Origin of the sequence: Winogradskyella arenosi (assembly GCF_003337305.1) — a bacterium.
Classification (GTDB): domain Bacteria; phylum Bacteroidota; class Bacteroidia; order Flavobacteriales; family Flavobacteriaceae; genus Winogradskyella; species Winogradskyella arenosi.
The window spans coordinates 957642-977005 of sequence record NZ_QPJO01000002.1 but is presented as its reverse complement, the minus strand read 5'-3'; the positions used below and the strand labels follow the sequence as shown (position 1 = coordinate 977005).

Below are 19364 nucleotides of genomic sequence, written 5' to 3'. Positions count from 1 at the left end.
TAATCAGATAAAGTAGCAACATCTAAACCTCTAATTTCTATAGATTAAAAACATGTGATAGAAGTTTAATTTCATTTGAAAAAACAAAAAGATAGACAGATCTGTCTATTTTTTAAAATATTGTCTATATTTGTTCCATGAGACATGCCGAAGTAAAACATAGAATTACCGAAACGGCCTCTTTTTTATTTTATAAAAATGGGTATAATTCTACAGGTATTAATCAAATTATTGCTGAAGCAGGAATTGCTAAAGCTACCCTATACAATCATTTTAAATCTAAAGAAGACATCTGTCTCGCCTACCTTCAGCATAAAAATAACAGCTTTCTAAAAAATTTTGAAGCCTTTACAAGCTCAAAGCCTAAAGGGAAAGAACAGATTTTAGCGATGTTCGATTTCTTACAATTGTTTTATCAAGATAAAGATTTTAACGGGTGCTGGTGTATTAAAACAGTTTCAGAAATACCTAAAAATAATGAACGCATTCGCAATGAAATTCAATCTCAAAAAAACGGTTTTATTACCCTTATTGCGCAACTTATTGAAAATAACCTTGAAGATATTAAGGCGGAACAAATCCCCTCTCTAGCCCGACAAATTTACCTCCTCTATGAAAGTGCTGTTGGCGAAAGTCACCTTCACCAAGACGATTGGCCTATTGTAGAGTCTAAAAATTTATGTCAAAAAATAATCCACTAAAAAAATTTACCCAAACATAGACCGACTTGTCTGTCTATAATTAATTATTAAATAAAAATTGCTATGAAAGAATTTGAAAACAAAACAGCCTTAATTATTGGCGGAACAAGTGGTATTGGTAAAGCAACTGCCCAAACCCTACTCCAAGGTGGTGCTACCGTTCACGTTGTAGGTAGAAATACAGCCAAAATTGAAGAGGCTCCAAACCTAATAAAGCACAGCGCAGACATATCAAACACCAATGATGTTGAGGCCTTAATCGCTAAAATAGATGCCTTTGATCATTTAGATTATTTGGTTAATGCTTCTGGGATTTTTGGTCCTAAACCTTTTTTAGACCACACTATGGAAGATTATAATTCCTATTTAGACCTCAATCGGGGCTTCTTTTTCCTTACGCAAAGTGCTGCTAAAAAGATGAAAGCCAACAATGGTGGATCTATTGTAAACGTGGGATCCATGTGGGCAAAACAAGCCGTAAAAGCAACGCCTTCTTCAGCCTATTCTATGCAAAAAGCAGGTTTACATTCTTTAACGCAACACCTGGCTATGGAATTAGCAGACGACAATATCAGAGTCAACGCTGTATCACCAGCTTTAGTGAATACACCAGTTTACCACGGCGTTTTTGGTGGTGAAATGGCTGCACAAGAGGCTTTAGTGGGGTTCAATGCTTTTCATCCTATTGGGCGTTTTGGGGAGTCGCAAGACATAGCCAATAGTATTGTGTTCTTACTTTCCGATAAGGCCGCTTGGGTCACGGGAGTTATTTGGGATACTGACGGTGGTGTTATGGCCGGAAGAAACTAAAAATAACCTACAACATAAGCCATGACCATGACTGCGGTTATGGCTTTTTTTTTAAACATGCTTCTAAAAGCATAAAACGGAGCCACAACTCATGAAATAATCCCTATTTCCCTTAATTATTGCCTTGGTCCTATTAGCTTGTAAAGCTAATGAGCATAACAGTGCAGGCCGTTACATAAACAAAACAACGTAAAACGCTATCTAAAACGGCAAAAATATTTAAGAACACTTCAGCCTCCTCTATTAATTGTGTGGGGTAAAAATGATACGTTTTTTCCTGAAAGTGGCGCTGAAGCCTTTAAAAAAGACGTTATACATCTCGATTACAATATTTATAATACCGCATATATTGCTTTAGAAGAAGAGGGCGATGCTATAATTCAAAAAAAATAAGAAGCTTTATGAGAAAACTCAACGCAGAAAACCGTCTAAACTAAAAGTAATCATTCCCTTAACCCTTAAACAACCTTATGAAACCGTTGATCCTAATTCCCTTTATCGTTTTAACGCTTTGGGCTTGCCAGAATCCTAAAACTGAAAACAACAGTACTACACAGACCAATATTCTACCAATACCAACAACTTATAATTATGTCGAAATTGATTCAGTTAAGCTGTTTTACAGAGAAGCAGGACCTAAACATAAACCGACCATCGTGTTGCTTCACGGTTATCCATCCTCATCACACTCGTACAGAAACCTCATTCCTATGTTGGCTTCACAGTACCACGTTATTGCTCCAGATAATTTAGGCTCGGGTTACAGTACGCATTTAGATCCTGAGACGACCAAACATACCTTCAATTTGCTAGCCGATTACACCGAAAAGCTCTTAGACACCCTACATATCAAAAACTACGTGATGTATATGCAAGATTTTGGTGCTCCTATTGGCTATCGTTTAATGATGAAAAATCCACAGCGCATAAAAGCTCTAATTGTTCAAAATGCAAATGCTTATTTAGACGGCTTAACACCCCAACGTCAAGAGTTTTTTAGAACAGCACAAACAGATACAACGCAAGCAAAGCATGATTTTCTGTATAATTTAACGAGTGAAGATGCTATTATAAACAAGCAATATTTATTTGACATAGACCCCTCAAGCAGAAATAGTCAAAATCCGGATGCTTGGACCCACGACCTGGCGTTTCTAAGTACTAAAAAGGATAGAGAAATTCAAGTGCAACTATTTCAAGATTACAATACCAATTTAATACGTTACCCGAAGTGGCAAAACATGCTGAAAATACAACAACCAAAAACCTTGATTGCTTGGGGAAAAAAAGATGTGAAATTCAACTATAAAGGTGCCAAAGCTTATTTGAGAGATCTCCCCAATGCTGAATTACACTTGCTTGATGCAGGACATTTTGCGGTTGAAGAAAAGACGAGAGAGATTGCAAAACTGATATTAGATTTCTTAGCGAAACACGAAATAGAATAAGCTTAAACAGCACTATTGTAAACCTAAAAAACGTTAACCCTAGCATATAAAACGATGTGCGATGACTAACGTTTTTTTGTTTCAGAACAATACAGTATTAAGAACTAAAACCTCCTATTATTTTGAAAATAGCTTTGGAATCCTCACAAATTTCTATGTGTTTACTACATTAGTTCCAACAACGAATCATTAGGCGATAGTTATACAGTCCTTAAACCCTATTTAAAATGAAAATTAACTACTTACTTGGTATATTATTATGGATTACCCAACTGTCGTTTGGACAAAACCTTCCCAAACTTGTTGAAGAAACTGAATTTTCCATTGGTAAAACCCTTCAAATTAAATCAGAAATCCTAAACGAGGATCGTGTTTTAAATATTTATTTACCGTCAAGTTATACTGAAGATAAAGCTAAAACTTATCCCGTTATTTATTTACTTGACGGTTCTAAAACAGAGGATTTTATACATATCTCAGGCATTGTTCAATTTGCTAGTTTTTCTTGGATCAATATACTTCCAGAATCTATTGTTGTTGGAATCGCAAACGTTGACAGAAAAAGAGATTTCACCTATCCGTCTCAAAATAAATTAGATCAAAAAGAATTCCCAACTTCCGGAAAATCCGAACAGTTTATAACGTTCATTCAGCAAGAACTTCAACCTTTTATAGAAAAAAAATACAGAACCACAACCGTTAAAACCCTTATAGGACAATCTTTAGGCGGGCTTTTAGCCACAGAAATTCTATTTAAATCACCAGAGCTTTTTGATCTATACATCATTGTAAGCCCAAGTTTATGGTGGGACGATCAAAATCTACTTTCTGAAATTCCTACATCTTATAACGACGAAAAATCCATTTATATCGCTGGTGGAAAAGAAGGCGAGATTATGGAAAAAACCACAAAAGCTCTTTATCAAAAATTAGCGGAAAACAAAGGTGCACAGACCCAATTGTACTATGAGTTTCTAGAAGATAAAACCCATGGCGATGCCTTACATATCGCCGTTTATAACGCATTTGAGAAATTTTTTAACACAGATAAAGAGTAAACCTTCATCTGAAACGTGTTTAAGAAAGATTCATCCTAAAACATGATGTTCTCGGTTTTTTAGACATTTTATATTCCGTATTTATTTGCTAATTTTAAGGTATAATCGCACTGTAAATAAGACCTATATTTCAGTTGTGAATTAAGATCCCAAGACGCTTATAATGAAAGAACTTATTCTATATTCAGGTTTTGCCGGCATTACTGTTTTTATCGGCGGACTTTTAGCCAATTATTTTAATCATCATATTAAAGAAAGTCCGGTTAAGTATGAAATTACCCATACCATGATGTCTTTTGGCGCTGGTATTATTTTATCGGCTTTGGCGTTAGTCCTCATCCCTAAAGGTCTTGAAAAATTAGAGCTCCTTCCCTTTACGCTTTCCTTCCTTTTTGGAGCCTTGTTGTTTTTAGTGATCGACCAATATCTTTCTAAAAAAGGCAACCAGACGGCAACACTTTTAGCGATGCTTATGGATTTTATTCCAGAATCTATTGCCCTTGGTGCTGTATTTGCCATAGAGCCTAAAATGGCTACCTTGCTCGCCCTATTTATTGGCTTACAAAATCTACCTGAAGCTTTTAATTCCTTTAGAGATTTAGTACAAAGCGGATTCGCCGTTAAAAAAACGCTGGTCATCTTTTTCTGTCTTAGTTTTTTCGGTATTGCAGGGGCACTCATTGGGCATTTCCTTTTAAGTGATTACCCTAATTTAACGGCCCACCTGATGACCTTTGCCAGTGGTGGTATCTTATATTTATTGATTCAGGACATTATCCCTGAAAGCAAATTAGACAAGAAATATTTAACGTCCTTAGGCGCTATTATTGGTTTTTTGGTTGGTGTTATTGGCGAAAAGCTTATTTAAGTTTGAAACTTTACATAATGGGTAGATACGTCCAAGAAAGCTAAGAGCATTAACGTTAAACCAAAAGCATTCCCATTTCTTTCCAAGTTTTTAAAGTAAATTTATACTGTGAAAATTTTAGTAATAGAAGACGAGCCTCAATTGCTCAAGAACATAAAAGAATCTCTTGAAAAAGAGAAGTTTATAGTAGAAACAGCTACCGACTACCCCAGTGCCATCGATAAGATTTTTATTTATGAGTACGACTGTATTCTGCTCGATATTATGCTGCCCTATGGCAATGGTTTTGATATTTTAGTTGAACTTAAAAAAAAGGAAAAGAATGAAAATGTCATTATCATCTCGGCCAAAGATGCTTTAGATGATAAGCTTAAAGGCTTAGAACTTGGTGCTGACGATTACCTTTCAAAACCTTTTCATTTAGCCGAACTCAATGCTCGCGTAAAAGCCGTATTAAGAAGACAGAAAATGGAGGGTAAAAATACCATTAAGGTCGCTAACGTTGTATTAGACATCACCGAACGTAGCTTTATGGTTCAAAATAAGGCCGTTCCTTTAAACCGAAAAGAGTTTGATATATTGAATTATTTTTTACTGAACAAAAACCGACTCGTAACCAAATCGGCCTTAGCCGAACACGTTTGGGGCGACCATTCTGACGGCGCTGACAACTTTGATTTTGTTTATTATCAGATTAAAAATCTACGGAAAAAATTACAACCGTCTAAGGCTGAGATAGAAATTGAATCGGTTTACGGCGTAGGTTATAAACTTGTTGTGATATGAAACTTCTTAACCAATCGATGACCTATTTATCCGTTTCAATCCTAGCTATTGTAACGTTATGGGCGACTGTATTTTACTTTAATATGCTAAGCGAAATTAAAAGCAGTATAGATGAAGGGCTAGAAAATCATAAACGTGTTATCATTAAAAATGCCCAGCAAGACCACACCATACTGACCAAAAACTACTTTGACGAAAGTTTCTTTACCATTGAGCAAATCGATAAAAACCAAGCCTTGAGTATTAAAGATTTATATCTCGATACCTTTTTAAATATGCAAGATGCTGATGATGATGCCCCTGAAGCTGAACCTGTAAGAATGCTCATTACCGCATTTGAATTAGATAACGCTTATTATAAACTAAAAGTGGCTAATTCTATGGTAGAAGAGGACGATTTAATGCAAGAATTACTCTACGATATTATCTGGTTATACATCTGCCTAATTGTCGCCATCATTTTCATTAACAACCTTGTCTTAAAGAAATTGTGGACGCCTTTCTACAATTTATTACATCAGTTAAAAGACTACCGCTTAGGAAAAACTAAAAATTTGCCTCAAGTACAGACCAATACCAAGGAATTCACTGATCTTCAGAATGCGGTTAATACCTTATTACAACACACGGTTGCCACCTATGAGCAACAAAAAAAGTTTATTGGTAATGCTTCACACGAATTACAAACCCCTTTGGCCATTGTCACCAACAAATTAGAGTTACTCTTGGAAGATGGGAACCTGCAGCAGACACAAGCTGAAAACATTGCTGAAGTCATGGCCATTATTGAGCGTTTAGTACGCTTAAATAAATCGTTATTGCTTTTAACCAAAATAGAAAACAAACAATTTTTAGAGCATAAAACCATTTCTCTAAACAAAACTGTCAATAACAGCATCCAAGATTACCAAGACATCGCCAACTTTAAAGAGGTTTCATTCCGTTATACTGAGCATGATGACCTTGGGGTTAAAATGGATCCTGCTCTGGCCAACGTCATTGTTTCAAACTTATTTAAAAATGCTATTTTTCATAATTATGACGGCGGTACTATTGCCATAGATATCGCGAAAAACAGCCTAACCATTAGCAATACCAGTAATACTGAAAAACTCGATGGCAAGCTTATTTTTAATCGATTCTACAAACCCAATCACAATACTAAAGGTACAGGTTTAGGCCTCGCTATTGTAAAAGCAATTTCAGACCTCTACGGCTTTAAAATTTCATATCAGTATAATAACAATAGGCACAGTTTTAAGATAACATTCCCGCTAACAGCTTAAGTCTTCCCAAGTCTTTCCAAATTCAGGTTGTTCTTTTGTCTCGTAATAAATTATAAATCTAAAAATTTTACAAGATGAAAAAACAAATTTCAATTTTTGCAACTACACTAACTTTAGTTACTGCGTTAAATGCGCAAGACATTCCTCAAAGTCAAGTTCCATCTGTTATCGTGAATGCATTTCATAAACAATTTCCTAAGGCTACAGATTTAGAATGGGAAATGGATGGGAATTTATACAATGTCGATTTCGAAATGCATTGGAATGAAGATCATGATGTGTGGTATAATGCCGAAGGAATAATGGTGAGACACAAGGAAGATCTTGCTAAATCCGACTTACCCGAAGCCGTACGTCAACGCATAAAAACAGATTTTACTGGTTATACTATAGATGATTTAGAACGCATTACAGATCGTGGCAATGTGATCTACAAAATGGAACTTAATGCCTTTACCACAACCGATTGGGACGTTGTTATTGATTCTGAAGGCAGCATTATTAGTAAAATAGCGGACTAAACAACACTTCAGAAATGCTAAGAATTATCTTAACGCCCCTACTGGTAATTAGCTTTAGTTTCAATGGCTTTGCTCAATTCTCTCCACCAGGATTGGGCGAAGCTCATACCGCAAGTTGGTTTGCTCTTGGTCTAAAACAACCGCTTAATAAAAGCGGAACACTAAGCTCTAAAACTTACTTAGGCTTAGGACGCATAAGCACACCAAACCGTTACAACGGCTTTGAAAAACCAGCAATCTATGTCCTTAATGAAGAAGTTACACACCGATTTCATAAAAATTGGTCCTACGCAGCTGCCTTAAGTTATCGCTGGCAATACCAATACAACAGCACACCGCCCTATGCCCAAAGTTCCCCTGACACACGACAAGAAATAAGAGCTTACAGCCGATTTTCTTATCATAATTCGGTAGGGAAATTAAATTATCATATTGGTTTTAGACCCGAACTTCGTTTTTTTTATAATCCTGACTTTAGTCCTTATTCTAAAAAAACACAGTTTAGATCACGTTTACGAGCTAAAGCCTCATTTTTTCTTAATCCGTCAAAAACACAGCAATTTATAACTACAGCCGAGGTCTTATATGCAACAACTAAAACCGATCAATGGAGCACCTTTAAATATCAAGATACCCGATTTTGTTTCTATTATTCCGTTGCCTTATCCCAACCGCAAGTCGTTCTAAATATTGGCTATATGACCGATCTAATAGGGACAACATCGTTAACAGATGTGCACTATATTGCCTTTGACGTACTACTTATGAACCCATTTAAAAGTTAATATCTGAAGAAGGTCTAAAGCAAAAAATAGGGCGTATGATTCAAAATCAAACGCCCTATTTTATTTATAATCTTACGGACTGAAAGCTTAGTGCCTACAAGCTTCACATTGTCCCATTAAAAGAATATCCGTAGAATCAATTTTATGATTCTTAACTTGTGGAATTTCAATTTCTAGAGATAAACATTCCACCTTATCACATTCCGTACATTGAAAATGCGGATGGGCATCTACGTGATGATTAGAGTCACAGCCATGACATTTCGCATACCATCTTAATCCATCTTTTCCATTAAACGAATGAATTATTCCATCTTTTTCAAACCGATCTAAAATACGATAAACCGTAGTTCTATTCATCTCATCTTTGAGCAATTCTATGAGATGAACAACGGATTGCGCATCTTCTTGTTCTTCAAAAATCTGAAGTACAGCAGCTACCGATTTTGTTTTTCTAATTATTCCCATAAATACTAATTTAATGCAACTAAGCCGCATTTACAAATTATTTAAGTCCTTATTACATCTATCCGAAAGCTTTAAAAGGGTAAACTTTATACGGTCCCTATTTTACACTTTCAGAAACCTTAAACGAAAGATAATCCCATTTCAAATTTCGAAGATAGCTTATTGATTTTTAGCATTTTAACAAACAAATCTCCTATTCCATGTTTAACTCAATCATATAAGAACCATGAAATCAACTTTCGGTTTAAACAAAAAAAGCCTTCTTAACAATTGCTAAGAAGGCCTTTTACATTCGCGTAATCCCCTATTTAGCGTTTGGTAAATTTTATAGTATTCCCATTTTCAAATTTTATAATATATACACCCTTTGGAAAATTAGATACCTCAATTTTATCGTTATTAGACGCCGTCCCTTGAAACATTTTAGAACCTAAAATATTATAAATTGAAAAACGTTCATTAGCTGTCATTCCTGAAACCTGAACATAATCACTAGCAGGGTTAGGATATAAAGAAATGCTAGGCGTATTTGGCGTTAACGGATCGTCTAAAGACAATGTAGCAACCTCTACACCTCCAACCCAGTTAGAGCTTGTTGCGGTTAATTCAAAATTATATAAAGTTCCATCTATACCAGAGCTTGAAGCATCGGTTAATGTCATTACTCCTGTATTATCGCCATTTGCGGTCCCTTGGTCAAAGGTATAATACCCTATTAATCCGGTTTCAGTACTCGCAGAGGCCGTGGTATAATGTTGTGAAATTTCAGAATCTGTACGGGCTATATTCCATAATCTTACTTCATCAATATGCCCATGAAAAGCATCCGAAGCAGACCATTTTCCTATTTTTAATTTTGAAGAACTAACGGTTATCGATCCCGTTTGTGGTTTTGTGGCGCTTAAAACCCCATTTACAAAAATTTTCATAGTCGCCCCATCATAAACCGCAGCGATATGCGTCCAAGTGTTCAAACTTACAACGTCTGTAGCATCAACTTGAGCCCAACCATATCCTACAATTTTAAGATGAAACGTAGGTATACCATTTTGAAGTCTTAAAAGATAAGAATCTTGGTACGTTACATCTCCGTATTTGGTAATGATAGAGTTCTCATTGGCATATTGCGTAGGATAAACAAAAGCTTCCATAGAAATTTCAGAGGTAATATCGAAAATGGCATCACTAGGAAACTCAACATAATCGTCATTACCATCAAAATTTAAAGCGTTGTTTTGGGCCTTTAACGAAAAAAAAGAAATCAGTAAAAAGGTCGTTAAGTAGAAATGTTTCATAATTTGAATTTTTAAATTTAGTTATAATTAGAGTTAATTGTTTACGTGTTGAGCAGCATAAAAACAGAAGCGTTTCATGAGCATTAGACATCAAAAGACTAAGGCGAATAGAACCCGATTAATAGTCTACCCACATCTTTTATAAGACGTACAAAATATTGGAAATAAGATTTAAGATTAGGAACTTAACGTGAGGTCCGTTTTGGTCTTAAGATTAAGACTATGCGTTAAGAATAATTGAAGCGTTGGTTCGCTTATAGATTGGTCGTCAAGTTCTTCTATTTGAAGTTGCGTTAAAGATTCTGAAGAATTTTTCAGAGCTTTAACAATCGAAATAAAAAAGATTTGGGTCATTTTTTTCAATTTAATCGGTATTTAAAAAAGCAACACCTTTAATAGATATTAGGCGTTGTCACTTCGTTTATGCTACTCCAAATCTAGTCTTTGTCTTCAAATTTTACTTTCAAAATATAACAAATGATACAAAACCTATATTTTTTGATATGAAAACTTGACGCTACAATTTTACCGTGTCATTAAAATGGTAAATTTGTTAACTTTAAAGTATGACACATTTTTAGAGGTTCTTTTCCTCACCCAATTTATGCGGTATACTTTAAATGCAAGGCCTTAAAAACCAATAAATAACCCAAACCGTTAAGCAATTACGCCTACTTGAAAGTTTTTTTAATCCTCACAGCACTACTCTCTTCCTTTTGCGGTTTTTCGCAAGACATCAACTATGACGAATTTTATAAAACGATTGAAAAACGTGTATTTTATCATGAGCATGCCAAGCTCTTAGATGAGATCAATGTTGTACTGGCTAATAATCCGGATGGGTACAGCACAAGTGAAATCGAGAATTTAAAGGTCTTAAAAGTACAGGCGCTCGTAGATGCCAATTTATTAGATGAAGGACTAGCCCTTTCTAATGAAATGTTATCAGAAAATCATTTAACGCCTTACCATCTAACAAGCTTATTAATTCAGCGTGCACTGATCTACGAAATTTTAGAGGAGTTCCGGAAGTCTTTTGATGATCTTAGTTCTGCAAAAGTTTACATCGATAAAGACCAGCGAATTAAAACCAAGTACTATGCCACATGGTTAATACGAATGTCTTCATGGTATCGGGTTCAAGATAAAAAAGAACAATCTTATCACTTAGCCTTAAAAGCTAAGGAATTTGCAGAAGCGCAGCACAATCTTAGTAAAAGCTCTGAGGCTGGTATTCTACTCGCTTTTTACCATTCTGACCATGAAAATTACGACGAGGCTATTGCGTTAAACAATAAAGCCATCGCTGTGGGAAAAGCGCTAAACAACAAAATAAGCGTTACTTACTTATACTTAAACCTCAGTGGTATCTATAAAAAATTAGATCAGGAACGGATCTCTAACATCTATATAGATTCGGCCTTTAATCATATTAAAAACACCGATTATCTCGAAATTAAATCGGCGAGTTATAAAATGAAAAGTGAAGCTTCTAAAGCCCGACAATTGTTAGACTCAGCCTTATATTACTACAAAACAGCTGTAGACTATGAAAAAGCGCACAATTTTAATCTAAAAACGATTAAAATCAATGAGCAAACTTTAGATTTTGAACTAAAAAAAGAGCAGATTGAAAAAGAAAAGGTCATAACAGAAAATAAAACTCTCTATAAAAACCTTCTTCTAATTTTCATCATAGCGCTTGTCTTATTAGCTTTTTTAATTCAAGAAATAAAAAGAAAAAAGCAAACGGACCGACAAAAACTCATCATTGAAAAAGAGGCTTTAAAGCTAGAACAAACGGTTAAGGATAAAACTTTTTTAATTCACGAAATCAATCATAGGATTAAAAATAATTTGGCTGTAATCTTGAGCTTAATTGAAATTCAGGGCCAAGAAAGCAATAAAACCACGGACGAGCAGATTAAGCAACTTCACGATCGTGTTAATACCATAGCGCTTGGGCATCAACTTTTTTCATACGACCTTGATACGGCGGAGAAATCCTTTGTGAATATGGAAACCTATGCCAAAACGGTTTTTGAAACTAAACGTTCTGCCACGACTAAACCTTTTAGTTACTATATTGAGGCATCTAAAGTAGAACTCATGGTTGATATTGCCCTTCCTTTTGGCTTGGTATTAAACGAACTTATTACCAATTCAATTAAGCATGCCAAACCCAATAATGCTAAGATTTTAGAGCTGAACTTAAACATTAGTTTACAAGACCAAAACATACAGGTTATTTATAAAGATAATGGTGCTGAATTTCCAACACCTCAAAATTCTGAAGCCATGGGGCTTTATATTGTAGAAGGTATGCTGAACCAAATATCTGCAACCTATACAAGAGAACTAAGTACATTTTTCATCACTATTCCTTATGCCAAAAACAGCTAATATCCTTATTGTAGAAGATCAAATGCTCATTGCATATTCTATAAAAAAAATGATAGAAAACCACTTCAATACGGTTGAAGTGGTTAAGAATTATGATGGGGCCTTGCAATGCTTAGCGTCTAAACCTATAGACTTAGCGCTTATTGATATTACCTTAAACCAAAGTAAAAGCGGTATTGACGTTGCCATAGAAATTAATAGAACTTATCACATTCCTTTTATTTACTTAACCGCCTCTACAGACGATGCCACATTAGCAAAGGTATTACAAACGGCTCCTAGCGCCTATATTTCTAAACCTGTACAAGAAACCAATGTTATTACAGCTATGAAAATAGCATTGGCCCATACCACAACAAAAAATATTACGCTAAACGTTGGTAAAACGGAATATCACCTTAATATGTCGGAATTTTTATATGCCGAATCTGAAGGCGTATATATCACCTTACATTTTACGCGAACTTCCTCTTTGTTGTTAAGAACCACCTTTGCAAAACTGGAAACACAACTCCCTGAAAGTCATTTTAAACGCATTAATAAAAGTGAAGCCATTAATCCAGAATTCGTGACCAAAAAAGATACGAATTGGGTTTTTATTGATAAAAAAAGTTTTAAAATCTCTAAGAAATTTTGGAATTAGCCCTTTAAATCACAATTCTAAATCAACAACAATCGGCTTCACCGGAACGCAACCAAAACCAAGTTTACATTTTAATCTTTTAAGATCAAATAAACGCTTTTAGCAAAATGACCATGGTCTTCCGACCCCTATTTTTTTAGATAGCATTCAAGAAGTACATCCCTAACTTCTGCCCTTTCCATTCGTTTATTCAGCTTTTATTTGTTAAATTACCTGAAGTCAATGATTTCAATTCGCACTCTTACTGCTGTGTATCAACTTTTAAAATTTCAATACAATGAACACTTCAAATTATACGAAATTTATTCTCATGCTCCTTTGTTCTGCAATATCCATGTACATCACCATGTATTTTAACACCTATGAATTTAGTCATGTCTTTTTTAGTTGGACTAGAATGTATATGACCCTCATTGGGATTGGTGGGATGGCTCTTATCATGTTTTTATTTATGCGAAACATGTATACCGATAAGACCAAAAATAGAGCTCTTGTTCTGGGGAGCATACTACTCATGATAATCCCAACGTATTTAGTTAGACAACAAATTCCTATTGATGATATCAAGTGGATGAGAGCCATGATTCCGCATCACTCCATCGCTATTTTAACGAGTAATAAAGCCGATATTAAAGATCCTGAAGTCAAAAAATTAGCAGAAGATATTATAAAAGCGCAAGAAAGAGAAATTACCGAGATGAAGAAAATGATTCAACGACTTGAAAACGAAAAATAGAATGCTAAAAAACATCATAATCTTTGTACTTCTTGTTTTAAACAGCAATAGTGTCATTGCTCAAATAGGAACAAATGGAGACGACCGATCCGAAGAAGGACGCCCAATAAAGACCTACAATTTAACTATAGATCAAGATGAAGTTACACTTGCTGGCGTAACTGCAGATGGGATGACGGTTAATGGCGGGATTCCTGCACCAACATTAGAGTTTACCATTGGTGACCTTGCTATAATTAACGTAACGAATAACATGGATGTAGAAACCTCTGTGCATTGGCATGGCATTATCCTTCCAAATTTTTATGATGGGGTTCCCTATTTAACCACGCCACCTATTAAACCCGGTACCACCTTTCAATATCGAATCCCCATAAACCAAACAGGCACCTATTGGTACCACTCACACACCATGCTTCAAGAACAAAAAGGCGTATACGGTTCAATCGTTATCCAGCCGAAGGAAAAAACGTTAGAATATGATAAAGAATTGGTCGTGGTCTTATCCGATTGGACCAATGAAAAACCAGAAAACGTCCTTCGAAATCTTAAAAGAGGGAATGAATGGTATCAAGTAAAAAAAGGAACCTCTGTACCCTTGAGCCGCGCCATAGCAAGAGGCGCCTTGGGCGCGCAACTAAAGATGTGGAGAGACCGTATGGAAGGTGCTGATATTGCTGATATTTATTACCCGGCTTTTATAAGTAATGGGAAGGCTATAGCCAACTATCCGAATTTTGAAGTTGGAGAAAAAGTACGGCTGCGATTTATCAACGCTTCGGCATCCACTTACTTTTGGTTAGATTTTGGCGCTGGTAATCCACAAATTGTTTCTAGTGATGGATTGGACGTGCAACCCGTAGCCAAAGACCGATTTCTTTTCGCCATAGCCGAAACCTACGATGTATTGGTGACAATTCCAGATGGCACATTAGAGATTACCGCAACCGCACAAGATGGTTCGGGACATACGTCTATTCAACTGGGAGAAGGCAAATTATTTCCGGCAATGGTAATTAACAGACCCGATAAGATTGCCATGATGCAACAAATGGCGAAAATGGATATGAAAATGGGTGCACCGTCTATCGTATTCAACCCGGAAAAGAAAGATCCTCAATTCTTAAAAGACCGATACGGGATGAAAATGGATATGAATCACAATAGCATGATGATGCAGAATTCAACCATGAAAGATTCCACTAAAACACAAAACATGAAGATGGCAGGCATAGATCATCATAAGCACCAGGAGCCCATGATGAAAAAGGAAACTATGACATTTGATCATGCAATGCGGAAAACGCATTTCAATTATGACTTTTTAAAAGCCAAAACCCCAACAACGTTTCCCAAAGAAGCCAAAGTGAATACGCTTTTACTTAATCTTACGGGAAATATGAACCGATATATATGGAGCATGAACGGTGTTCCACTAGCGGAGACGGACAACATCAAAATTAATAGCGGTGAAGTTACCCGGATTACCTTCAATAATCTAACAATGATGCACCACCCTATGCACCTCCACGGGCATTATTTTAGGGTTATCAATAAAAACGGCGAACGCTCTCCCCTTAAACATACCGTAAATGTTCCTCCGATGCAGGAGTTAACTATAGAATTCTATAATGAGGAATATGGCGACTGGTTTTTCCATTGTCACGTGTTATACCATATGATGAGTGGGATGACGCGTATCTTTAGCTACGACACACCAACAGATGAACGCATGGAAGCCTACCCTGTAGAAAACCTAATTCATGAAACCAATCAATATTACACTTGGGGAATGGCCCGTATAGGATCAAATTTTAATGAACTAACGCTAACCTCTAGTAATATTAGAAACGAATTTGGACTAAAAGTAGAGTTTGATTACGACGAAAATGCAGAAATTGAAGTGAGCTACAACAGATATCTTAATGATTGGGTGCGGTTATATGTTGCTGTGAATGCAGAAAATGAAAGTCCAGATATGTTTGGCAAAGTACATACCGTTGGTTTAGCAGGTGTCAAATACTTCACGCCTTATATGTTCAATGTTGATGTAAGTATGGACCATCAATTGCGCCCAAGAATCAGGCTGGATAAGGAGCTATTGGTCTTTCCAAGGCTATTTCTGGAAGGCGAATATGAATATAGAACCGATTTTGGTTGGGTCAATGATCTTGAGGAAGACGTAAACTATAAAGAAGAAACTGAATGGCTTGTGGCGCTGTCCTATATCCTTTCAAGAAATTTCTCTATCCAAGGTAATTATCACAATCATTACGGTTGGGGTGGCGGTGTATTGGTTCGGTTTTAATACTCCCTCTCTAGTCAAGAAGAAAAACGACTATTACTGTCGTTACCACACCTTCTACTTTCCTGATTCCAACGCTACTTGGACAGGTTTAAATATCTCTAAAAAAAGATAATGAATGTGACAAAAGTCATGTTTCTAAAGCTCTACCCATCGTAAATTTACGATAGTTAATTCGTAAAGAGATTTAGCCACATGGATACTATAAATGAATCTGAAAGTTTAGCGAAATACGCCAAAGCCTTAAGTCATCCCACTCGACTTGCCATCTTAAAGCATCTCGAGAACCAATCGTGTTGTTGTACAGGTGATTTGATAGAATTATTTCCCCTCGCACAATCTACAATCTCTCAACATCTTAAAGAATTAAAAAATGCGGGATTGATTCAAGGGGAACTAAATCCTCCAAAAATAAAATACTGCATCAACCAAACCCATTGGCAACAAGCCCAAGTCTTATTTCTACAATTTTTTAGTTGAAACCTGGTATAAAACAAGCGTATAATTTACCTAAAATAAAAATTAAAAACATCATGAGTAGAGTTATTAAAATATTAGGAACCGGTTGTCCAAAGTGCCAATCTATGACTAAGGTCGTACAAACTGTGATTACTGAAAATAACATCGATGCCAGCATTGAAAAAGTTGAAGATATGATGGACATTATGAAGTACAACATCATGACGACTCCATCATTAGTTATCGATGATGCCATTACCATAAAAGGCCGAGTGCCTTCTAAAGATGAAATTTTAGCTCTTTTAATATGATCTAAAATGACGTATTCAATTAAAGCGACCTCCCTTGCTAATAAAGCCGGGGAGATTCAGATTAAATAATCACAGATCACTTTTGGAACCACCTTTCAGAGCTCAGAAACCTTAGCAAACCCTGCGGAATTATTCTTAGCAGCTTTCAGCGCCTGTATGCTTAAAAATGTAGAGCGTTTTTCAGCCATGATGAATTTTTCTTATTCTAAAGCTAGCGTTGAAGTCCGAGCCACACGACTAGAGCATCCCCCTAGAATGGATCAGATCAATTATGAGTTAACACTATACAGTAATGATGACAGATTGAATGTTCCACTTTTAAAAAAGAACATTGAAAAACATGGCACTATTTACAATACTATAGAACAATCGTGCGCCATAATAGGTACTATTAAAACAACAGCAAATGTTTAATTGGCTACAAAATTTTGCAGATTGGCTTATTTACAGCATTTTTAATATTGCTCCTGGAAGCCATTTAGGAACGGCCCTTAATTTTTTTGTGTACGATACTCTAAAGATATTAATCCTCCTATTTGTCATTGTATTTTTTATGGGGATTGTAAATGCCTACTTCCCTGTAGAACGGCTTAAAAACTACCTTCAAAACACAAAACTATTTGGCTTAGAATACGTCTTCTCCTCTATTTTTGGAGCCTTGACCCCATTTTGTTCTTGCTCTTCTGTACCGCTATTTATTGGGTTTGTACAAGGTGGAATTCCTTTAGGAGTCACCTTTTCTTTTTTAATTACCTCGCCTTTAGTTAATGAAGTTGCCATTGCTATGTTTATAGGAATGTTTGGACCTAAAGCTACTTTAATCTATGCTTTATCAGGAATTTTATTAGGTACACTAGGCGGCTGGCTTCTTGGAAAATTACATTTGGAACCTTTACTATCCGATTGGGTAAAACAAATTTCAAACCAAAATATACAACAAAATTTATATGAAACGGAAGCACGTACCTTCTACCAACGCTTGCCTGAAATAGGTCGTGGCGCTTGGAGTATCGTTAAAGATGTGCTGATTTACGTTATAATAGGTATTGCGATTGGGGCCGCGATGCATGGCTTTGTTCCGGAAAACTTTTTTAGTCAGTATCTCGGTGGTGGCCAGTGGTGGACCGTTCCTCTTGCCGTACTTATTGCCGTACCCATGTATGCTAATGCCGCAGCAATTGTACCCATTATAGATGTTTTTGTCGCAAAGGGAGTGCCGTTAGGTACCGCCATTGCCTTTATGATGGCAACCGTTGGCTTATCCATTCCGGAAGCCACCTTATTAAAAAAAGTGATGTCCTTAAAACTGATCGCCATTTTTTTCGGCGTCATAACACTAGCTATTATTTTTTCAGGATTCTTATTTAATCTTCTACTATAAGACTCATGAATTATAGAAACAGTATAAATGCTAACGGACTATAAGGTTTATTGAAATCAATAATAAGCCTATTAAATCCTGTTTTAGCCTAAAATTTTAACGAGCAATTCCTTGAGCAAGTCGCCCTGAGAAACCGCATAAGACCCCACACCTTTACTTTTTACATCAAACTCTCGAAGCACTTCAATAACATAACTTACCTTTTTCATAGGGTAGTTTCTAGAAGCTTCAAGATATTCGTTTACAAAATAGGGATTCACTTTTAAAGCTGAGGCTACAGATCGCGGACTCTTATCAGACATGCCGTGTAAGTGCAATAACTGAGAGAAAAAACTAAACAATAAAGACACCGAAACCACCATAGGATTATCCTTCGGGTTTTCTGCAAAATATTTAGCGATTTGATGTGCTTTTACAATATTGCGTTGCCCAACGGCTTTACGGAGCTCAAAATTATTATAGTCCTTACTAATCCCAATATTCTCCTCTATATGGTTGGGCGTAATCTGGGTCCCTTCAGGTAAAACAATTTTAAGCTTATTAAGTTCATTATCTATTTTACTTAAATCCGTACCCAGAAATTCTACGAGCATCTGTGCTGCTTTTGGAGAAATTTCGTAATTTTTTCCTGCAAGGACGCGTCTAATCCAATCGGCCACTTGGTTTTCATAAAGCTTTTTACTTTCAAAAACAACACCGACTTTTTTTAGTGCCTTGTATAACGCCTTACGTTTGTCTAGTTTCTTATACTTATAATTTAAAACTAAAACGGTCGTTGGTTGTGGATTTTCAGCATATTTAGCCAATTGCTCAATGGTTCTACTTAAGTCTTGAGCTTCTTTTACAATAACCACTTGACGTTCAGCCATCATAGGGTAGCGCTTTGCATTGCTAACAATATCATCTATGGTCACATCGCGACCATAAAGCACCATTTGGTTAAAGCCCTTTTCGGTCTCATCTAATACCGTGTTTTCAATAAAATCTGACACTTTATCAATGTAATAAGACTCATCTCCCATTAAAAAATAAATGGGCTTAAGGTCTCCCTTTTTTATCGCGGCTACTAGTTGTTTTATTTCGTCCAAATTGTAAAAAAT

General features: G+C 36.0%; 22 protein-coding genes. 18 read left to right on the top strand and 4 right to left on the bottom strand.

The features are described 5' to 3' along the window. The first annotated feature begins 137 nt into the window (after nt 1-137). The 10 genes from DFQ08_RS08975 (at nt 138) to DFQ08_RS08930 (ending at nt 8263) form a co-directional block, all read left to right on the top strand. Nucleotides 138-701, top strand: a complete 564-nt coding sequence (locus DFQ08_RS08975) for a TetR/AcrR family transcriptional regulator (RefSeq protein WP_114309654.1) — start codon at nt 138-140, stop codon at nt 699-701. A 63-nt stretch (nt 702-764) separates the two neighbouring features. After that, nucleotides 765-1511 carry an SDR family NAD(P)-dependent oxidoreductase gene (locus DFQ08_RS08970; protein ID WP_114309653.1) on the top strand — a complete coding sequence of 249 codons (747 nt, stop codon included), beginning with the start codon at nt 765-767 and terminating at the stop codon, nt 1509-1511. A gap of 249 nt (nt 1512-1760) precedes the next feature. Further along, the gene (locus DFQ08_RS08965) at nt 1761-1904 is read left to right on the top strand and encodes a hypothetical protein (protein ID WP_220235580.1); all 144 of its coding nucleotides are present in this window, start codon (nt 1761-1763) and stop codon (nt 1902-1904) included. Nucleotides 1905-1981: 77 nt separating this feature from the next. Continuing rightward, nucleotides 1982-2959 (top strand): alpha/beta fold hydrolase, encoded by a 978-nt coding sequence (locus DFQ08_RS08960; protein ID WP_114309652.1) that lies wholly within the window; start codon nt 1982-1984, stop codon nt 2957-2959. Between the two features lie 227 nt (nt 2960-3186). Further along, nucleotides 3187-4017: an alpha/beta hydrolase gene (locus tag DFQ08_RS08955; protein WP_114309651.1), complete on the top strand. Its 831-nt coding sequence runs from the start codon at nt 3187-3189 to the stop codon at nt 4015-4017. Nucleotides 4018-4180: 163 nt separating this feature from the next. Then, nucleotides 4181-4885 (top strand): ZIP family metal transporter, encoded by a 705-nt coding sequence (locus tag DFQ08_RS08950; RefSeq protein ID WP_245935400.1) that lies wholly within the window; start codon nt 4181-4183, stop codon nt 4883-4885. Nucleotides 4886-4993: 108 nt separating this feature from the next. Continuing rightward, complete coding sequence (locus tag DFQ08_RS08945; protein WP_114309649.1) at nt 4994-5671, top strand: response regulator transcription factor; 678 nt, start codon at nt 4994-4996, stop codon at nt 5669-5671. Beyond that, nucleotides 5668-6957 (top strand): sensor histidine kinase, encoded by a 1290-nt coding sequence (locus DFQ08_RS08940; protein ID WP_114309648.1) that lies wholly within the window; start codon nt 5668-5670, stop codon nt 6955-6957. The genes DFQ08_RS08945 and DFQ08_RS08940 overlap by 4 nt, the downstream gene beginning before the upstream one ends. Nucleotides 6958-7031: 74 nt before the next feature. Next, entirely contained in the window at nt 7032-7478 is a 447-nt protein-coding gene (locus DFQ08_RS08935; RefSeq protein WP_114309647.1) for a PepSY-like domain-containing protein, read from the top strand. Nucleotides 7479-7492: 14 nt separating this feature from the next. Then, entirely contained in the window at nt 7493-8263 is a 771-nt protein-coding gene (locus tag DFQ08_RS08930) for a DUF2490 domain-containing protein (protein WP_114309646.1), read from the top strand. A gap of 87 nt (nt 8264-8350) precedes the next feature. Here the strand turns inward: DFQ08_RS08930 and DFQ08_RS08925 are convergent, their stop codons facing one another. The 3 genes from DFQ08_RS08925 to DFQ08_RS16160 form a co-directional block, all read right to left on the bottom strand. Further along, complete coding sequence (locus DFQ08_RS08925) at nt 8351-8731, bottom strand: Fur family transcriptional regulator (RefSeq protein ID WP_114309645.1); 381 nt, start codon at nt 8729-8731, stop codon at nt 8351-8353. Nucleotides 8732-9039: 308 nt separating this feature from the next. Continuing rightward, complete coding sequence (locus tag DFQ08_RS08920; RefSeq protein WP_114309644.1) at nt 9040-10026, bottom strand: LamG-like jellyroll fold domain-containing protein; 987 nt, start codon at nt 10024-10026, stop codon at nt 9040-9042. A 177-nt stretch (nt 10027-10203) separates the two neighbouring features. Continuing rightward, entirely contained in the window at nt 10204-10380 is a 177-nt protein-coding gene (locus DFQ08_RS16160) for a hypothetical protein (RefSeq protein ID WP_181858382.1), read from the bottom strand. Nucleotides 10381-10701: 321 nt separating this feature from the next. Between DFQ08_RS16160 and DFQ08_RS08915 the strand changes: the two genes are divergently transcribed. From DFQ08_RS08915 to DFQ08_RS08880, 8 genes are all read left to right on the top strand, one after another. After that, nucleotides 10702-12429 (top strand): sensor histidine kinase, encoded by a 1728-nt coding sequence (locus DFQ08_RS08915; protein WP_114309643.1) that lies wholly within the window; start codon nt 10702-10704, stop codon nt 12427-12429. Next, complete coding sequence (locus DFQ08_RS08910; protein WP_114309642.1) at nt 12413-13072, top strand: response regulator transcription factor; 660 nt, start codon at nt 12413-12415, stop codon at nt 13070-13072. The genes DFQ08_RS08915 and DFQ08_RS08910 overlap by 17 nt, the downstream gene beginning before the upstream one ends. Before the next feature lie 277 nt (nt 13073-13349). Beyond that, nucleotides 13350-13808 (top strand): DUF305 domain-containing protein, encoded by a 459-nt coding sequence (locus DFQ08_RS08905; RefSeq protein ID WP_114309641.1) that lies wholly within the window; start codon nt 13350-13352, stop codon nt 13806-13808. A gap of 1 nt (nt 13809) precedes the next feature. Continuing rightward, nucleotides 13810-16116 carry a multicopper oxidase domain-containing protein gene (locus DFQ08_RS08900; protein WP_114309640.1) on the top strand — a complete coding sequence of 769 codons (2307 nt, stop codon included), beginning with the start codon at nt 13810-13812 and terminating at the stop codon, nt 16114-16116. A 192-nt stretch (nt 16117-16308) separates the two neighbouring features. After that, a complete protein-coding gene (locus DFQ08_RS08895; RefSeq protein ID WP_114309639.1) occupies nt 16309-16593 on the top strand; it encodes an ArsR/SmtB family transcription factor in 285 nt (94 codons plus the stop codon). 53 nt (nt 16594-16646) lie between these two features. Next, complete coding sequence (locus DFQ08_RS08890) at nt 16647-16883, top strand: thioredoxin family protein (RefSeq protein ID WP_114309709.1); 237 nt, start codon at nt 16647-16649, stop codon at nt 16881-16883. A gap of 75 nt (nt 16884-16958) precedes the next feature. Further along, entirely contained in the window at nt 16959-17297 is a 339-nt protein-coding gene (locus DFQ08_RS16325) for an OsmC family protein (RefSeq protein ID WP_262508878.1), read from the top strand. Next, nucleotides 17290-18264 carry a permease gene (locus DFQ08_RS08880; RefSeq protein ID WP_114309638.1) on the top strand — a complete coding sequence of 325 codons (975 nt, stop codon included), beginning with the start codon at nt 17290-17292 and terminating at the stop codon, nt 18262-18264. Before DFQ08_RS16325 ends, DFQ08_RS08880 begins: the two co-directional genes overlap by 8 nt. Nucleotides 18265-18347: 83 nt before the next feature. Here DFQ08_RS08880 and holA read toward each other — a convergent pair whose 3' ends face one another. After that, nucleotides 18348-19352, bottom strand: coding sequence for a DNA polymerase III subunit delta (gene holA, locus DFQ08_RS08875; RefSeq protein WP_114309637.1), 1005 nt, complete (start codon nt 19350-19352; stop codon nt 18348-18350). Between the last annotated feature and the right edge of the window lie 12 nt (nt 19353-19364).